This window comes from Methylobacterium sp. NFXW15 (assembly GCF_049887755.1).
Lineage (GTDB): Bacteria > Pseudomonadota > Alphaproteobacteria > Rhizobiales > Beijerinckiaceae > Methylobacterium.
Genome location: NZ_JAGEKG010000009.1, coordinates 146,818 through 163,246 on the forward strand (window position 1 = coordinate 146,818; position 16,429 = coordinate 163,246).

Below are 16,429 nucleotides of genomic sequence, written 5' to 3' on the forward strand. Positions count from 1 at the left end.
GCTTATTGAGGGTCAGTTGTGAATGCCGATCCATTCCGCGGGTTTCTGCTCGCATCTGCAGTAATATTCAGCGTTTCTGCTGCTGTTGCTGCTCCAGGAAACAGTAATTCTGGCGGAAATAACGGTAAGGGTACTACCCCAGGGCATTCCAACGGCATCGGCGGTGGCAATGGTGGCGTCGGTCATTTCTTCAGCGGCGGCGGCAACTCCGGCGGTGCTCCCTCGCCAGAGGTTAATGCGGGGCTCGGCGTCCTGTTAGCCGGTGCCACCGTGGCCTTCCTTCGCCGCAAGCGCGGTAGCGCGCGCAAGGTAATAACCGCCTAACAATATTTGTGAGCGCCGATATGGCTTACACGGGTCAAGTCGGCGAGCTCAGATCCCTTTGGGTCCGTGTCGCCGATCTTCGAACTTGGCTGCCGGCACACGCTGCGAGTTGGGCGGTGCTGATCTTCTCTATCGGCACGATCCTATCGGCCGTCCTGCAGCGCCACCTACTCGAAGAAGCGCAGACAAGTCAGCACCTCGTTGAGTTCAATGTGGGCGAGATGTTCGCCGCCGCAGCAATCGTATCACTGGTGCTGAGCCGGCCGTACAAGCGAGTGTCGCTGGCATGCTTTGACATTGCAGTCATGCTACTCGCTGCGCTCGCTTGGTTCTTGCCAGAGCAGCACAGCGTCTATCTCGCCATGACGCTTGCCGGTGCTTGGATCGTCCTGCGTAGATGCTCTGATCCGCAAATGGCCAGCGTGGGCCAGATCTGGATCGCCCTCTCTATTTACGAACTCTGGGGCAAGCTTCTCTTCAAGGTGGCCTACCAAACGATCGAGGTCGTAGAGGTGGGCTTGATCTACAGGGTCGGACGTCTCTTCCATAGTGGTCTCGGTCTGAATGGCGCCAGCCTCAGTGTCGGAGGCGATTGGTCGATCGTGATCCTCGAAGGCTGCTCGTCCTTTCACAACCTCTCGCTCACTGTGCTGATTTGGCTTGCCATCCTGAAGATCGCCGAGCAGGCAGCAGATCAGGGGGCCTTCCGCGCACTTGGAATGAGCGCCTGCTTGGTTGTCGTGATCAACGTCGCGCGCATCTTGGCGATGCTGCCCTCCCGAGAAGCCTATGAATTCTGGCATGAGGGTCCTGGCTCGTCGTTGGTGGCGTTTGCCTCCGTCTCGGCCGCCATCGTCCCGATCCTGCTTTATGTGGAAAAACGAAAATGGCGGCTGAGCCCGCAAACTTGACGCTCTGGGCGCGCAGCGGTCTGATTCTACTATGCATCCTACTCTCGGCCTCGGTAGCGATGCGGATCTACGCGTACCGGCAGCAGTCGGAGAGTGGCACGGTAGTTAGAAATGATACTGACGTCCCCGCTGATCTCGGTGACGGCGTCCTGTTACCGCGCTCAGCTGCCCAGCATCGCACCGTGCAGGTCGCCACTTGCTTAACTCCGGCTTCCATCTATTTCGTCATGGTGAGCCCTTACGGGGCTGATCCCTCACTCGTGGGAGCGCCACGGCCCGACGATCGTGTCTTCTATGTCTATCGCGGCTGGAACCTCGGGCGCCGCTACGCCACCATCAGTATGAACGCGATCTACTTCGCTCGCCGAGCTTATTATAGGCTTACAACGCAAAACGCTCTCACCACTGACGAGCTGGCCGTCAAGATAATTGTGCCAGCAGGCTGCGATACTTCCTCCGAAGACGTGCTGACGGCATTGAGACTAGAGGTCCGTTCCTGAGGTCCATAGAGGCGACGATTATATCTACGGACCCAAGGGGTCGAAGATGAGCGAGCCGGATCAGCCGATCGCGATCTACTTCGAGGGCGACAGGGGAAAGCCGTACAAGCCCGGCAAGTGATGCGGCGCGTCATGCTCCGGATCTGGGGCGCCGACGGCTCGGCCTATGCCGGTCGCCGGATGACGCTCTTCCGCGACGACGGCGTGCAGTTCGGCGGCGTGGCCGTCGGCGGCATCCGGATCAGCCACATGTCGGGGATCTCTTCTGCGGTCACGATGGCGCTCACGGCCACGAAGGCCCGGCGCGTGCCCTACACGGTGAAGCCGCTGGCCGAGGAGCGCTCGCCTGCTCCGAGCCGGCCTTCACCGACGCGGACAACCGCCCGACGGAACAGCGTCAGCAGCCCAGCGCTCGCGACCGGCTTTACGCCGCCGCGCGCGAGGCGGCCGGTAGGGGCAACGCCGCGCTGAGCGCCTTCCGCGACGGGCTGGACCCGCGCGCGGACGAAGCCCTGGCGCCGATCCTCTCCGAACTGGACCGGGCGACCTCCTACGCCGACGCGGCCGACGATGACTTCCCCGGATCCACCTCCATCACCGACGAGAGGTCCGCCCGTTGATGTGCTGTCCCTGCGGAAATCTGCGCTGCGGCTCTGACGAGTTCGGCCGCTGCGGCTGCTACGACGGCGTTGATCCGCGCTGCTACGACAGGCTTGCCGGGCCTCGACCGGGTCCAGCCCTTGGGACGCCAGGGCCCGCGCCTTCGCAGCGAGGTCGCGAGCCTGCGCCAGCGAGACCGTGCGCAGCGGGCCGAGCCCCATCTCTCGACGGCGACCCGCGAGGCGGTAGAGGTAGACCCAGCGCCTTCCGCCCCCCTCATCGACCACGAGGTAGAGGCCGTCCCCGTCGGCGTGTCGGCCGGGCTCGGTGAGCGTTTGGACGGTCCGCGCCGAGAGTCGGTTGATCGCCCGTGCCATCTACCCCACCACCAACCCCACCAAGATCGGGCCGGATCACATCGGACCCGTTCGGACCGATCCGCCTAAATCGGCTGGCCAGTGTCGGTGTGGCAAGAGGGTTTTTCGAACGGCGTCGGACCCGCTCTGACCGCCTCAGACTTCGGCACGGCGGACGCTCCCTCTGCCAGCTAGACTGTCCCGATCATCGCCCCGGCCTGCTCGCCGCCCGTAGGGACTCAGCCGGGATAGACGTCTGGCGACGGCCGTTCCTTCATGAAGCCGACCCCGACCGTGTGGCCGCGTCTCCAGACCACGCGGACCGTTTGCGGCTTGGCCTTCGCACTGACGCGAAGCTCGAAGAACTGAGGGACATGCGTGCCCGGCGCGAAGGCGACGCACGCACCGGCCGCCGACAGATTGAGCGCGACGCAGGGCCACTCGCCCGAGCTGGAGAATGCGGCCGTCATCGGGAGGGCGATTTGTGCCCTTTCTTTTGCGCGTCTGTTAAGCATAGGCTTTGATCATTTGGCCCCTGATGCGATGGGGTGTACAATGGAAGGCTTAAACATTTGAAAACGACTGTATTTGGCCTCCGGATTATTGTTTGACATCCATATGGGGTGGCTTGAGCGAGTGCGAGGTCGGCCGCAAAAATTCCCGCGGACGTTGTACTGTCTTACTTGATCAGCGCGGTGCGTTCATTGTCGAACGATGGAACGATCGCAGTCGATAGGCTGCCGTCGGGGCGATCATATTTTAATCATTTATCACGATGCTGTGAGACGGCGGGTTCAAGCCAACAACAAGGCCAGTGCCTCTAGGAAACGTCAGCGCATGCATCGCTTCTCGATCCGGACGCAGTTGATCGCGGCGTTCAGCGTCGCGGCCCTGCTCCTGCTGGGCCTCGGCTGTGTCGCCCTGACGGCGACCGCCTCCGTCAATGCTCGCCTCGAGCAGGTTCATACCGAGTGGTTGCCGAGCCAGCAGCGGGCGGGGGAGATCAACACGACGCTCGCCCGCTACACCGTCGCGAGCTTCCGGCAGGTCACGGCCGACAGCATAGGCGGTCGCTTGCGCATGGATGCCCTGGTCGGCAACCTCGGCGCCAAGATCAAGAAGCTGCTCGGCCAGTATGACGGACTCATCTCTTCGGACGAGGAGCGGCAGGCCTTCGACAAGCTGAAGGCGGCCTGGGCGGCCTATCACGCCGAGGTGGAGCCCGTCATGGCCCTGGCCCGCGACGGCGATCAGGCCAAGGCGCTGGAGATCCTGGGCGGCAAGCTGAACGAATTGCAGATCGCGGCGACCCAGGCCATCCAGGACCTCGTGACGCTCAACGCGCGTGGCGCGGAGGCGTCGCGCGTCCAGGCGGGTGAGGATTACGCCTGGGTGAGGCAGCTTGTCGTCGCCGTCCTGGCCTTGGGCTTGCTGATGTGCGCCGCCCTGGCCTTCGTGATCGTCCGCGGCGTCACCCGCGGCATCGCTTCGGTGGTGCGCCCGATGACGGCGCTCGCGGCCGGCGACCTCGACGCGCAGGTCCCGCAGCATCGCCGCAGGACCGAAATCGGGACGATCGCCGCCGCCATCCAGGTCTTCAAGGATGGATTGCTCCGGATGCGTGCCCTCGAAGCCGAGACGGCGCAAGCCCGGCTCGCCGCCGAGGAGCAGCGCAAGATCGGCATGCGGCAGCTGGCGGACAGCTTCGAGGCCGCGATGGGCGGCATCATCGGCACGGTCTCGTCCTCCGCCACTGAACTTCAGGCGACGGCAGGCGCGATGAGCGGCACCGCCGCCGAGACGGCCGCGCAATCCTCGGCGGTCGCGGCGGCGGCCGAAATCGCCGCCAGCAACGTCACCACCGTCGCGGCGGCGGCCGAGCAACTGGGCTCGTCCGTTCACGAGATCGGCCGCCAGGTCGATGGCTCGGCGGCCATCGCCCGGCAGGCCGTGGCCGATGCCGACCAGACCGGCGCGCTGGTCCACGAACTGAGCGGCACCGTCGAGCGCATCGGCGATGTGGTGGGGCTGATCTCCTCGATCGCCGGGCAGACCAACCTGCTGGCGCTGAACGCCACCATCGAGGCGGCCCGCGCCGGGGAGGCGGGCAAGGGCTTCGCCGTCGTCGCCGCCGAGGTGAAGGAACTGGCCGGGCAGACGGCGCGGGCGACCCAGGATATCTCGGTCCAGATCGGGCGGATCCAGGGCTCGACCGGTCAGGCGGTCGCGGCCATCGGCAGCATCACGCAGCGGATCCGCGAGATCAGCGCCACCTCGACCTCGATCGCGGCCGCCGTCGAACAGCAGGGCGCGGCCACCCAGGAGATCGTGCGCAACGTGACCCAGGCCGCCACCGGCACGGGCGAGGTGACCGACAACATCGCGGGCGTGGCGAGCGCGGCGGAGGAGACCGGCGCGGCGGCGACCCAGGTGCTGGGCGCGGCCTCCGAATTGTCGCGCCAGTCCGAGCAGCTCGCGCACGAGATGAGCCGCTTCCTGGCCACGGTGCGCGCGGCGTAAGGGGGCGCGAGCGGGGCACCTTGCCGCCGGGCCATCCGGCGGCGAACACTGGTCGCATGCGCCCGGTCATCCCCCTCTCCGCGATCCGCATCTTCGAGGCCGCCGCCCGGCGCCGCTCGTTCAAGGCGGCGGCCGAGGAACTCGGGCTCTCGACCAGCGCCATCAGCCACGCCATCCGCAAGCTGGAGGAGGGGCTGGGCATCGCCCTGTTCGCGCGCACCGGCCAGGGCGTCGATCTCACGCCATCCGGCGAGACCCTGCTCGATCATGCCGGACGCGCCTTCGAGGTGCTGGACCGGGGGCTTGATCTCGTCACCAGCCGGGGCTCGCAACTGCTCCGTCTGCACTGCGCCCCGAGCTTCGCCGCGCAATGGCTGACCCCGCGCCTCGCCCGGTTCCTGCGCGAGCATCCCGGCATCGAGGTGCGGCTCGCGGCGGGCATGGACTATGCCCGCTTCACCAACGACGATTTCGATGCGGACATCGTCTACGGGCCGCCCCGCGGCGAGGGGGTGGTGCGCATGCCGCTGGGCGAGGAGATCCTCACCCCCCTCTGCGATCCGGCCCGCGCGGCCACCATCGCCAGCGCCACAGACCTCGTGGGCCGAACGCTGATCCAGAGCGACAACAAGCAATGGCGCTGGCCGCATTGGTTCGAGGCGAATGGCCTCGCCGTGCCCGCCACGGCGGGTCTGCGTTTCGACCGGAGCTTCCTGGCGCTGGTCGCCGCCGCCGACGGGCTCGGCATCGCCCTCGAATCGACCCGCCTCGCCGAGCGAGAGCTCGCCTCCGGGCGCCTTGTCGCGCCCCTCGCGGGCCGGGCGACGGACCTGCGCTATGTCGGCCATCACCTCGTCTTTCCGGCCGCCTCCCGCGGCCGGGCGCCCCTGCGCGTCTTCGCGCGCTGGCTCGCGGGGGAACTCGAGATCCCGCTCGATCCGGCCCTGGCGTGAGTCGCGGTTGAGCCGGATTCATCTGCGATTGCTGATTTCGCGTTTGTCAGGCCCCGGCGGGCCGGCGCAGTCTTCGTGCAACACAAGCACGACGAAACATCCGGGAGGACAGGGTGGGACTGCTCGACGGCATGGTCTGTGTGATCACCGGCGCGGCGTCCGCACGCGGGATCGGCAAGGCGACGGCCAAGCTCTTCGCGGCGCAGGGCGCGCGGATCGTGATCCTCGACCTCGATGAAGGTCTCGCCGAGGATGCTGCCCGCGATATCGGCGCCGGGCATCTGGGCCTCGCCTGCAACGTCACCGACAAGGCCGCCTGTCAGGCGGCCGCCGACGAGGCTCTGGCCCGGTTCGGCCGGATCGACGTGCTGGTCAACAATGCGGGCATCACCCAGCCGTTGAAGATCATGGAGATCGGGCCGGAGAACTACGACGCGGTCACCGACGTGAACCTGCGCGGCACCCTCTACATGAGCCAGGCGGTGATTCCCGCCATGCGGGCGCAGCGATCCGGCTCGATCGTGTGCCTGTCCTCGGTCTCGGCCCAGCGCGGTGGCGGCATCTTCGGAGGGCCGCATTATTCGGCCGCCAAGGGCGGCGTGCTCGGCCTGCAGAAGGCCATGGCCCGCGAACTCGGCCCCGACAACGTCCGGGTGAACTCCGTCACCCCCGGCCTGATCCAGACCGACATCACCGGCGACAAGCTCACCCCCGAGCTGAAGGCCGAGATCGCCAAGGGCATCCCGCTGGGGCGCCTCGGCGTCGCCGATGACGTCGCCAAGACCTGCCTGTTTCTCGCCTCCGACCTGTCCTCGTACATCACCGGCGCGGTGATCGACGTGAACGGCGGCATGCTCATCCACTGACTGGAAGGCATCGATGTCGGCCGAACCATCCCATGCGGGCTCCAACGTCTCCCTGAGGGAGCGGGCCTATCGCATCCGCCGCAACGCCGTGCTCATGGGCGAGGTCCAGGGCCAGGGCTACATCGCCCAGGCGCTGGGCATCTCCGACGTGCTGGCGGTGAGCTACTTCCACGCCCTCCGGTACAAGCCGGAGGACCCGGAATGGGAGGGCCGCGACCGGTTCTGTCTCTCCATCGGTCACTACGCCATCGCCCTCTACGCGGCGCTGATCGAGGCGGGCATTCTCCCCGAGGACGAATTGACGAGCTACGGCGGCGACGACAGCCGCCTGCCGATGTCGGGCATGGCCGCCTACACGCCGGGCATGGAGATCACCGGCGGATCGCTCGGCCACGGGCTCGGCATCGCGGTCGGCATGGCGCTCGGGCTGAAGCGGAAGCAATCCGGCAGCTTCGTCTACAACCTGTTCTCCGACGGCGAGCTCAACGAGGGCTCGACATGGGAAGCCGCGATGTCGGCGGGCTCGCACAGGCTCGACAACCTCATCGGCATCGTCGACGTGAACGGGATGCAGGCCGACGGCGCCTCGCGCGGCGTCCTCGATTTCGAGCCGCTGGCGCCGAAGTTCGAAGCCTTCAACTGGTTCGTCCAACGGGTCGACGGCAATGACATCGAGGCCGTGGTCGCGGCCTTCGATGCCGCCCGGAACCACAAGGGGCCGCAGCCCCGGATCGTCATCTGCGACACGAGGATGGGCAAGGGCGTGCCGTTCCTCGAGCAGCGCGAACGCAATCACTTCCTGCGCGTCGAGCCGGACGAGTGGCAGCAGGCGCTGACGATCCTGGACGAGGGGAGGGGCCAATGAGGCGCTCGAAATACGAGAAGCCCGCGCCGCGTCAGGGCGGCGGCCTGAAGACCTCGGCGATGATCGCATCCCTCGCCGGGCCCGGCCAGCGCACCCAGGCGGCACCCTTCGGCCATGCCCTGGTGGAGCTGGCGAAGTCCCGCCCCGATCTCGTCGGCCTCTCGGCGGACCTCGCCAAGTACACGGACCTGCACATCTTCGCTGAAGCCCATCCCGACCGGTTCTACCAGATGGGCATGGCCGAGCAGCTGCTGATGAGCGCGGCGGCGGGGCTGGCGCGGGAGGGCTTCACGCCCATCGCCACCACCTACGCGGTGTTCGCGGCGCGCCGGGCCTACGACTTCATCTGCCTCGCGATCGCGGAGGAGAACCTCAACGTCAAGATCGCCTGCGCCCTGCCGGGGCTGACCACCGGCTACGGCCCGAGCCATCAGGCGACGGAGGATGTCGCGATCTTCCGCGGCATGCCGAACATGACGATCATCGACCCGTGCGACGCGCACGAGATCGGGCAGGCCGTGCCCGCGATGGTCGCCCATCAGGGGCCGGTCTACCTGCGGCTCCTGCGCGGCAACGTTCCGCTGGTGCTCGATGAATACGGCTACACCTTCGAGTGGGGCAAGGCGAAGACGATCCGCGACGGGCGGGACGTGCTCGTCATCTCCTCCGGCCTGATGACCATGCGGGCGTTGGAGGTGGCGCAGGCGCTGGGTGACGACCGGATCGACGTCGCCGTTCTCCACGTCCCGACGATCAAGCCGCTCGATGCGGCGACCATCCTGGCCGAGGCGCGCAAGGGCGGGCGTCTCGTGGTGGTGGCCGAGAACCACACGGTGATCGGCGGTCTCGGCGAGGCGGTGGCCGGGCTCCTGATGCGGAATGGCGTGATGCCGGAACGCGGCTTCCGGCAGATCGGCCTTCCCGACGAGTTCCTCGACGCGGGCGCCCTGCCGACGCTCCACGATCGCTACGGCATCTCTACTGGCGCCATGACACGGAGCATCCGGGAATGGCTCTGAGCCGCATCGCCTTCGTGGGTCTCGGCGCCATGGGCATGCCCATGGCCCGGCACCTCGCCGCCGCCGGGTTCGATCTGCGCGGCTACGACATCCGGGCGGAGAGCCGCGCGGCGCTCGCTGCCGCCGGGGGCGGGAAGGCCGAGACCGTCAGGCAGGCCGCTGCGGACGCCGACGCGATCCTTCTGATGGTGGTCAACGCCTCCCAGGCCGAGGACGTGCTGTTCGCGAAGGGCGCCCTGGAGGCCCTGACCCCGGACGCCACCGTGGTGCTGATGGCGACTTGCCCGCCGCAGGCGGTCGTCGACATCGCCGCCCGCGTGACGGCGACCGGCCGCCGCTTCATCGACGCGCCCGTCTCCGGCGGGGTCGTGGGGGCGGAGGCCGCCACGCTCACCATCATGGCGGCGGCCCCGGCCGACGTCCTGGCGCATCTGCGCCCGGTCCTCGACCGGCTCGGCGACAAGGTGTTCCACGTCGGCACGGAGCCGGGGCAGGGGGCTACCGTCAAGGCGGTGAACCAGCTGCTCTGCGGCGTCCACATCGCGGCCACCGCCGAGGCCCTGTCGCTCGCCGAGCGGGTCGGTGTCGACCTCGCCGTGGTGCTGGAGATCCTGTCGGGCTCCTCCGCGTCGAGCTGGATGCTGCGCGACCGGGGACCCCGGATGCTGGAGGACGAGCCCCGCGTCACCAGCGCCGTCGACATCTTCGTGAAGGATCTCGGCATCGTGCTGGAGGCCGGACGTGGGGCCAAGGCCGCGCTGCCGCTGGCGAGCCTCTCCCATCAACTCTTCCTCTCGACCTCCGGCCGGGGGGAGGGCTCCCTCGATGACAGCCAGGTGGTGCGGGCCTACCGCGCGCTCAACGGCCCCCGGCCCTGATCGGCACTGGTTCCGGTGCCGGCCTCAGGCTCTGATGGGCTTTCGATTTGTCATCTTAAGAATTCGGTCGCCCTGATTCTTGGGTGAACCTTTACGAATGGTCCTCTAACCTTGAGGCATGACCAGCATCGCGACCCAAGCCGTTCAGATGCAGGCCGGCTCCTTCGCGCAGTCCGTCGGGACGGCGGTGGCCCGGCAGCAGATCGACGCCCAGAAGTCCGTGGCCGCCCTCGTGGCCCAGACCGCCGCGACGGCCTCCCCCCCGGCCCCTCCCGGCCAGGGCCAACTCGTCGACATCAAGGCCTGAAGCCCTCCGGGATCTCGGATCCGCGGGAGGCAGGTACGGTCCGGCCGCGCGCGATCCCGGTATCGGCAGGCCCATGACGCGCATGGGCCGGGGCATTCCGGAGAGGGACGCCCGGGATCTGAAATCCCGCCCGGCCTGCCGTTCCTGCGTGGGCGCTCACCCGTGCCGGAGCATCGGCGACTGCCGGAACGTGGCGACGCGGCGCTGGCGATCCACATTGCGCTCCTGGACGGGGCTTTTCGCCTCCAGACGGATCTGCTCGAGGAGCATCGGCCGCGCGTAGTAATAGCCCTGCGCGCAGCGAATCTGCGTCGCGCCGAGCAGATAGGCGACCTCGTCGTAGGTCTCGACACCCTCGGCGATGACCGCCATGCCGAGCGCCAGCCCGAGCGACTCGATGGCCTTAAGCACGATCTGGCTGCGCGGACGCTTGTGGATGTCCATGATGAACGAGCGGTCGATCTTCAACTCGTCCGCCGTGATCTCCGCGAGCGCCGCCAGGGAGGAATAGCCCACCCCGAAATCATCGATCGAGACCCGCGCTCCGATCTCGCGGATGCGCGGCAGAACCTCGCGCTGGAACCGGCCCTTGGTGAAGAAGGCCTCTTCGGTCAGTTCGAGGATGAAGCGGGAGGCGAGGCCGGTGCGTCCGAGGGATTCACAGAAGGCGGTCATGAACGGCACGTCGCAGGCCTGCTTGGCCGCGATGTTGAGGCTGACCGTCACGTCGGGCCCGAACATGTCGTCGAGGTCGGGGATCGCACGCACCGTCTCGGCGAGGACCTGAAGGGTGATCTCGTTGATGAGCCCCAGCTCGATGGCGAGTTCCACGAAATCGCCCGGCGCCTGGATCACCCCGAGCTCGTCGCGCCAGCGCAGCAGCACCTCTACGCCCTTCACCGCGTGGGTGCGCATGTCGACCTTGGGCTGGAAGGCGCAGCAGAAGCAGCGGTCGCGGATGGCGAGCCTCAGGCGCTGCTCCACCGCCATGCGGGCGGTGGCGGCTTGGCTCATCGCCTCCTCGAAGACGCTGACGCCGCCCTTCACGCTGCCCTTCACCCGGTACATGGCGCTGTCGGCCTGCCGACGCAGGGTCTCGTAGCAGGTGCCGTGGTCGGGATAGAGGCTGAGGCCGATGGAGGCCGAGGCGAAGATCTCGTGCCCATCGATGAAGAAGGGCTGCTTCAGCCGCTCGGAGATCCCGGCGACGCAGGCGAGCGTCGCGTCCCGGTCGGTCACCGGGTTCAGGAGCAGCACGAACTCGTCGCCGCCGAGGCGGGCGAGCATGTCGCTCGGGCGCAGGGATCCCCGGATCCGCTCGGCCACCTTCCTCAGCAGCGAGTCGCCCGCCGCGTGGCTGTAATAGTCGTTGATGTGCTTGAAGTTATCGAGGTCGATGAAGGCCAGCGCGAAGCGGTCCGCCGGGGTGGCCTGCGCGATCACCTCCTCGATGCTCTGCTCGAACATCAGGCGGTTCGGCAACCCGGTCAGGACGTCGATATAGGCGCGGCCGATCAGGTCGCGCTGGATCCGGTGATGCTGCGTGACGTCGAGCAGGGTGGTGAGGGTGAAGGTCTCGCTGTCGACGCTCAGCTTGCGCGCCTGCGCCTCGACGACCCGCTCGCCCAGGTCGGCCACGACCCTGGCCTCGTGCGGGGCGGCGAGGTCGGCGGGCATGTCCAGTGTCGCCTCGGGCGCGAGGTCCTGCGCGAGCGCGTTGGCCAGGATGCAGTGACCCTGCGCATCGTGAACGACCATCCCCACGGGGAGGGCCTGGATGGCCGCCTCGAGGAGGTTGCGTCTCTGGCTCTGGGGGGCGGAGGGGGCCACGCTCAGCCCTGCTGCCAGAGCGCTCGGACAAGGCGGTTGCCGCCCTCGGCCGGAGCGGGGGCAGGGACGTCGCCCGCTTCGAGGGGGCGGCGCAGCAGGCGGCGATGGGCCTGATCCAGGGCGGGGCCGTTGCCCTGAGGCTCGGCGGCGGGCTCCCGGGAAAGGCGCGCGGCGATCATCCCGTCCGCTTCGAGGCCAGCGGGCTTGCTCATGGTGGCGGCGCGCCAGCGCTCCACCACCGCCCCGACGGACGGGCCGTTGACCGTCATCCGGCCCTCGTCGGCGTCGCGGCCGCTCACGTCGTTGCGCGGCTGGCGGGCCGGGGGCAGTTGCGAGAAGGTCATGCGCGCGGGCAGGGGCACGCCCTCACCGAAGGCGATCACCTCGCCCGTCCCCAGCGAGGGGACGAAGGCCAGAAGGTTCGCCGCATCCGAGACGGCGGCGGCGAGGAAGGCTTGGTCGCGCTCGTTCGTCATCCGCATGGCGAAGAGCGTGCTGCATTGGGAGATGATCGCCGGGTCGAGCTCGGCCGGACGCTGGGTCACGAGACCCAGGAACACGCCGTGCTTGCGGCCCTCCCGGGCGATCCGCGACAGGGCGCGGCGGGTGGGGGTGAACCCCACGGACCGGTCGGCCGACGCGTAGCGGTGGGCCTCCTCGCAGACGAGGAGCAGCGGCACGGCGCCCTCGCTCCAGATCCCGAATTCGAAGGCGAGGCGGCAGAGCACGCAGACCACCGCGTCGACCACCTCGGTCGGCAATCCCGCGAGTTGCATGATCGTCATCGGCCGCCCGTCCGGCTCCAGCCGGAACAGGTGGGCCAGGAGTTCGCCCATCATGTCGCCGCCGACATTGGCGTTCTCGAACATGAAGCCGTAGCGCGGATCGTTGCGGATCGTCTCGATCCGCGAGATCAGCCGGTGGTAGTGCATCCGCGACGCGCGGTTCTCCAGGCGGCCCATCCGCTCGTCGATGAGCAGCGTCAGGTCCTGGAGCGTGTACGGAACGGGCGTATCGACGGTGAAGCCGGCATTCTTGCCGAGGCCACGCTTCACGAGCTGCCGGTCGCTCGCCTCCCGGTATTGGAGGTACTTGGTCTTGGCCAGCGGGATCACCTCGGCCAGGATATCGATCTCCTCATCGATCGGCGGGCGCCCGCCATAGATGACGTCGGCGATCTCTTCGAGGTTGAACAGCCAGAACGGCAGCTTGAGGTTGCGCGGGGTGACGATATTCGCCCGATCCCCGAAGCACGACGCATATTCGTTGTGTACGTCGAGGAGGAAGACCCGCACCGAATCCTGTGCGGCCAGCACCCGGTCGAGGATCACGGCGACGCCGCTCGACTTGCCGACGCCGGTCGCCCCCAGCACCGCGAAATGCTTCGAGAGGAGGTCGTCGATCTTCAGGCAGGCCGGTGTCTCGGGATCCTGATAGAGCGTGCCGACCGCGACCGAGCCGGTGCCGGAGACCCGGTGGACCACGCGCACGTCGGCGGGCGGCAGCAGGTCGACCTCGTCGCCGATGGCCGGATAGCGCGCGACGCCGCGACGGAACCGCTCGGCCCCGCCTTCGGACAGGATCTCACCAAGGAGGTCGAGCCCCGCGACGGCGCCCGTGATGCTCCGACCGTCTCCGGTCGAGGCGAGGGTGGTGATGATGCCGACGAGAATCGCGCCCCCGGCCCTCACGCGGACGAACCGGCCAACCGTCACCCGCTGGTTCGGCCGCCCGTTCCACGCCTCCAGGGCGAGGTTCACCTTCATGCCGTCGATGGATGCGACCGTCCCGATTCGCCCCGCCTGGGCGCTGTCATCGGACGGGCCTGTCATTCCGAACATCCTCTGAGCCCCTGGCAGGACGTGTGCCCGCTGGGAAGCGGCGGCAAACAACGCCACGCAGACAAATTCGGAAAACACAATGCGACATTGTCGTTGACAATTAGTATACGACGCTTGGTTGTGGCCCGATTAAATTTATTCGGGCAATGCGCCGGCATTTTTTTGGACTTACTATAGTTGATTGATCGAAAGGCTATCACTCAAATATTACGGGTGATCCTAAGCGGACGCTGGCCAGGCTCGTCCGGAGGTTTGGCCGCAACATGCTTGCGCTTCCGCTTGGCGACGACGGCGTGCCGGTGGCGAGGGTGGCACGCGCGTCTCGTCTCCGCCGTCTGAGGCTTAGACCCTCGGGAGTTCTGGAAGCAGCTCTCACTCGTCCAGGCGGCGCAGGTGCAGGTAGCTGGGATCGAACTCCGCGGCCTTGGCCAGAGCGTCCCAATCGTGGATCGTCAGGCGCCCGCCGCTCAGGGTGATGAGGCCGCTCTCGCGCAGTTCGCGCAGGATCCGGTTCACGTGGACAGAGGTGATCCCCAGGGCGTCGCCGAGTTCGTACTGCGTCAGGGGCAGCTGGCAGCTGTGATCGACGGCGAGGCCGACGGTCTCCAGGCGCAGCATCAGTTCGCAGAACAGGTGCGCCATGCGGGGATAGGATTCCCGGCGGCCGTTGTTCAGCATCCACTCGCGGGCCAGCGAGCCCTCGATCAGCGTGGTGCGCCAGAAGGCGTCCCCGAGCCGGGGCTCGGCGGCGAACATGGCGCGCAGGGCCTCATGCGTCACGAAGCCGACGCGCAGCGACGACACCGCGCAGATGCTGAAATCCAGCACTTCCAAGTGCAGGCTCTGGAAGTCCGGCACGTCGCCGGGAACATGATAGGCCGTCACCTGCCGCCGCCCGTCCTGGGTGGTCTTGTAGGTGGCGGCGAGCCCGCTCAGCACGGCGAAGCAACGCTTCGGCCGCTCGTGCTCCACCACGATGTCCTGATCGGTCTCGAAATCCGCCACCTGCATGGGCAGCCCGGACAGGGCCGCCCGCTCGGACGCCGACAGGTCGAACAGCGCCACGCTCTCGATCTTGCGAACGAAAGGATGATTCTCCGCCCGCCTCGTGTCCGCCATCGTTAACCCCCGTCGTTCTCGCGCCCATGTAGGGCGCTTCAGCCCCGCTTTCGCCCCTGCGGATGGCGAGACCCGTTGATGCAAGTCAAGGTGGCGAGAGCCTGCAACGTCCATAACCCGGCCGGGACCGGAAGGGACGCCATGCAAGACGATGTGAGGGCCCGCTACGCCGACGAGCGTCTGCCGCGCTACACCAGCTATCCGCCGAGCCCGCATTTCACGCCCCGCGTGGGTGACCGGACCTACGCCGCGTGGCTCGGGGCGCAACCCGCACGATCCTTCGCCTCGCTCTATCTCCACGTGCCGTTCTGCCGCTCCCTGTGCTGGTATTGCGGCTGTCACACCGTCATCACCCGGCATGACGGCCCCATCGCCGCCTATGTCGGCTTGCTCCGGCGCGAGATCGACCTCGTGTCGCGGCTCATGCCGCAGGTCCCGTCTGTCCGGCACATCCATTTCGGCGGCGGCACACCCACCGTGATGACCCCCGATGCGTTCGGAGAACTCGTCGCCGCCCTGCGCGCGCGTTTTCCCGTCGCCCCCGAGGCCGAGATCGCCGTCGAGATCGACCCGCGCACCCTCACCTCCGCCATGATCGGAGCCCTCGGCCGGGCCGGAGTCACGCGGGCGAGCCTCGGTGTGCAGAGCTTCGACCCGAAGGTGCAGGAGGCGATCAACCGCCACCAGGATTTCGCGGTCACCGAGTCGGCCGTTGCGGGTCTGCGCGCGGCCGGGATCAGGGCCATCAACCTCGATCTGATCTACGGTCTGCCGCATCAGGACGTGGAGAGCTGCCTCGACACGGTGAGGCGCTGCCTCGCCCTGGAACCCGACCGGCTCGCCGTGTTCGGCTATGCCCATGTGCCCGCCTTCAAGAAGCACCAGCGGCTCATCGATCCCGCCGCCTTGCCCGACGGAGACGCGCGACGCGCCCAGGCGGAAGCCATCGCCGGTCTCCTCGAGTCGGCGGGCTACCGGCGTATCGGCCTCGATCATTACGCCCGTCCCGACGACGAGATGGCCCTCGCGCAAGGGGGAGGGCGTCTGCGCCGCAACTTCCAGGGCTATACGACGGACCCGTGCGACCTCCTGATCGGCCTCGGAGCCTCGTCCATCGGCCGCCTGCACCAGGGCTACGTCCAGAACGAGCCCGGCCTGCGCGCCTATGCCGAGCGCATCGAGCGGGGTGAACTCGCCACGTCGCGAGGTCATGCCCTCACCGCCGAAGACCGGCTGCGCGCGGAACTGATCGAGGCGATCATGTGCCACCTCGCCGTCGATGTCGGTGAGGTCTGCCGGTCGCACGGCGTCGAGGCCGGGGCATTCCTCGCCGCGCTGCCTCGCCTGCCCGCCCTGCTGGCCGACGGCCTCGTGCGGCGCGAGGGCGACCGCCTCGCGGTGCCCGGCGAGGCGCGCGTCCTCGTCCGCGCGGTGGCCTCCGTCTTCGACGCCTATTCCGATCGAGCGGCGGCCCTCCATAGCCGCGCGGCGTGATGGATTTGATTCCGGTCAAGGACGGGGGCGGGGAGGGGGGCTTCAA

The 16,429-nt window shown here is 67.8% G+C and carries 15 protein-coding genes; 9 read left to right on the forward strand and 6 right to left on the reverse strand.

From position 1 onward, the window contains the following. The first annotated feature begins 440 nt into the window (after positions 1–440). Positions 441–1,235, forward strand: a complete 795-nt coding sequence (locus J4O73_RS19575; protein WP_426220076.1) for a hypothetical protein — start codon at positions 441–443, stop codon at positions 1,233–1,235. 575 nt (positions 1,236–1,810) lie between these two features. Here the strand turns inward: J4O73_RS19575 and J4O73_RS19580 are convergent. From J4O73_RS19580 to J4O73_RS19590, 3 genes are all read right to left on the reverse strand, one after another. Next, positions 1,811–1,984, reverse strand: a complete 174-nt coding sequence (locus J4O73_RS19580; RefSeq protein ID WP_426220078.1) for a hypothetical protein — start codon at positions 1,982–1,984, stop codon at positions 1,811–1,813. 62 nt (positions 1,985–2,046) lie between these two features. Further along, positions 2,047–2,712 carry an Arm DNA-binding domain-containing protein gene (locus tag J4O73_RS19585; RefSeq protein ID WP_426220080.1) on the reverse strand — a complete coding sequence of 222 codons (666 nt, stop codon included), beginning with the start codon at positions 2,710–2,712 and terminating at the stop codon, positions 2,047–2,049. A gap of 218 nt (positions 2,713–2,930) precedes the next feature. Continuing rightward, entirely contained in the window at positions 2,931–3,206 is a 276-nt protein-coding gene (locus J4O73_RS19590; protein ID WP_426220082.1) for a PilZ domain-containing protein, read from the reverse strand. Positions 3,207–3,528: 322 nt separating this feature from the next. On the opposite strand from J4O73_RS19590, the gene J4O73_RS19595 reads away from it, so the two are divergent. From J4O73_RS19595 to J4O73_RS19625, 7 genes are all read left to right on the forward strand, one after another. Further along, positions 3,529–5,211, forward strand: a complete 1,683-nt coding sequence (locus J4O73_RS19595; protein WP_426220084.1) for a methyl-accepting chemotaxis protein — start codon at positions 3,529–3,531, stop codon at positions 5,209–5,211. Positions 5,212–5,267: 56 nt separating this feature from the next. Further along, positions 5,268–6,164, forward strand: coding sequence for a LysR substrate-binding domain-containing protein (locus J4O73_RS19600; RefSeq protein WP_426220086.1), 897 nt, complete (start codon positions 5,268–5,270; stop codon positions 6,162–6,164). Positions 6,165–6,295: 131 nt separating this feature from the next. Further along, positions 6,296–7,030: an SDR family NAD(P)-dependent oxidoreductase gene (locus J4O73_RS19605; RefSeq protein WP_426220141.1), complete on the forward strand. Its 735-nt coding sequence runs from the start codon at positions 6,296–6,298 to the stop codon at positions 7,028–7,030. A 13-nt stretch (positions 7,031–7,043) separates the two neighbouring features. Further along, a complete protein-coding gene (locus J4O73_RS19610) occupies positions 7,044–7,895 on the forward strand; it encodes a transketolase (protein ID WP_426220088.1) in 852 nt (283 codons plus the stop codon). Further along, positions 7,892–8,914: a transketolase family protein gene (locus J4O73_RS19615; protein ID WP_426220090.1), complete on the forward strand. Its 1,023-nt coding sequence runs from the start codon at positions 7,892–7,894 to the stop codon at positions 8,912–8,914. Before J4O73_RS19610 ends, J4O73_RS19615 begins: the two co-directional genes overlap by 4 nt. Next, positions 8,905–9,792, forward strand: a complete 888-nt coding sequence (locus J4O73_RS19620) for an NAD(P)-dependent oxidoreductase (RefSeq protein ID WP_426220092.1) — start codon at positions 8,905–8,907, stop codon at positions 9,790–9,792. The genes J4O73_RS19615 and J4O73_RS19620 overlap by 10 nt, the downstream gene beginning before the upstream one ends. A 118-nt stretch (positions 9,793–9,910) precedes the next feature. Continuing rightward, on the forward strand, positions 9,911–10,099 hold the full coding sequence (locus J4O73_RS19625; RefSeq protein ID WP_426220094.1) for a putative motility protein: 189 nt from the start codon (positions 9,911–9,913) through the stop codon (positions 10,097–10,099). 156 nt (positions 10,100–10,255) lie between these two features. Here the strand turns inward: J4O73_RS19625 and J4O73_RS19630 are convergent, their stop codons facing one another. The 3 genes from J4O73_RS19630 to J4O73_RS19640 form a co-directional block, all read right to left on the reverse strand. Then, the gene (locus tag J4O73_RS19630; RefSeq protein WP_426220096.1) at positions 10,256–11,929 is read right to left on the reverse strand and encodes a putative bifunctional diguanylate cyclase/phosphodiesterase; all 1,674 of its coding nucleotides are present in this window, start codon (positions 11,927–11,929) and stop codon (positions 10,256–10,258) included. A 2-nt stretch (positions 11,930–11,931) separates the two neighbouring features. Next, positions 11,932–13,761 (reverse strand): ATP-binding protein, encoded by a 1,830-nt coding sequence (locus tag J4O73_RS19635; protein ID WP_426220098.1) that lies wholly within the window; start codon positions 13,759–13,761, stop codon positions 11,932–11,934. Between the two features lie 381 nt (positions 13,762–14,142). Continuing rightward, entirely contained in the window at positions 14,143–14,889 is a 747-nt protein-coding gene (locus J4O73_RS19640) for a Crp/Fnr family transcriptional regulator (RefSeq protein ID WP_426220100.1), read from the reverse strand. A 141-nt stretch (positions 14,890–15,030) separates the two neighbouring features. Here J4O73_RS19640 and hemN point away from each other — a divergent pair, with 141 nt between their 5' ends. After that, positions 15,031–16,383, forward strand: coding sequence for an oxygen-independent coproporphyrinogen III oxidase (hemN, locus tag J4O73_RS19645; protein WP_426220102.1), 1,353 nt, complete (start codon positions 15,031–15,033; stop codon positions 16,381–16,383). Positions 16,384–16,429 lie beyond the last annotated feature (46 nt).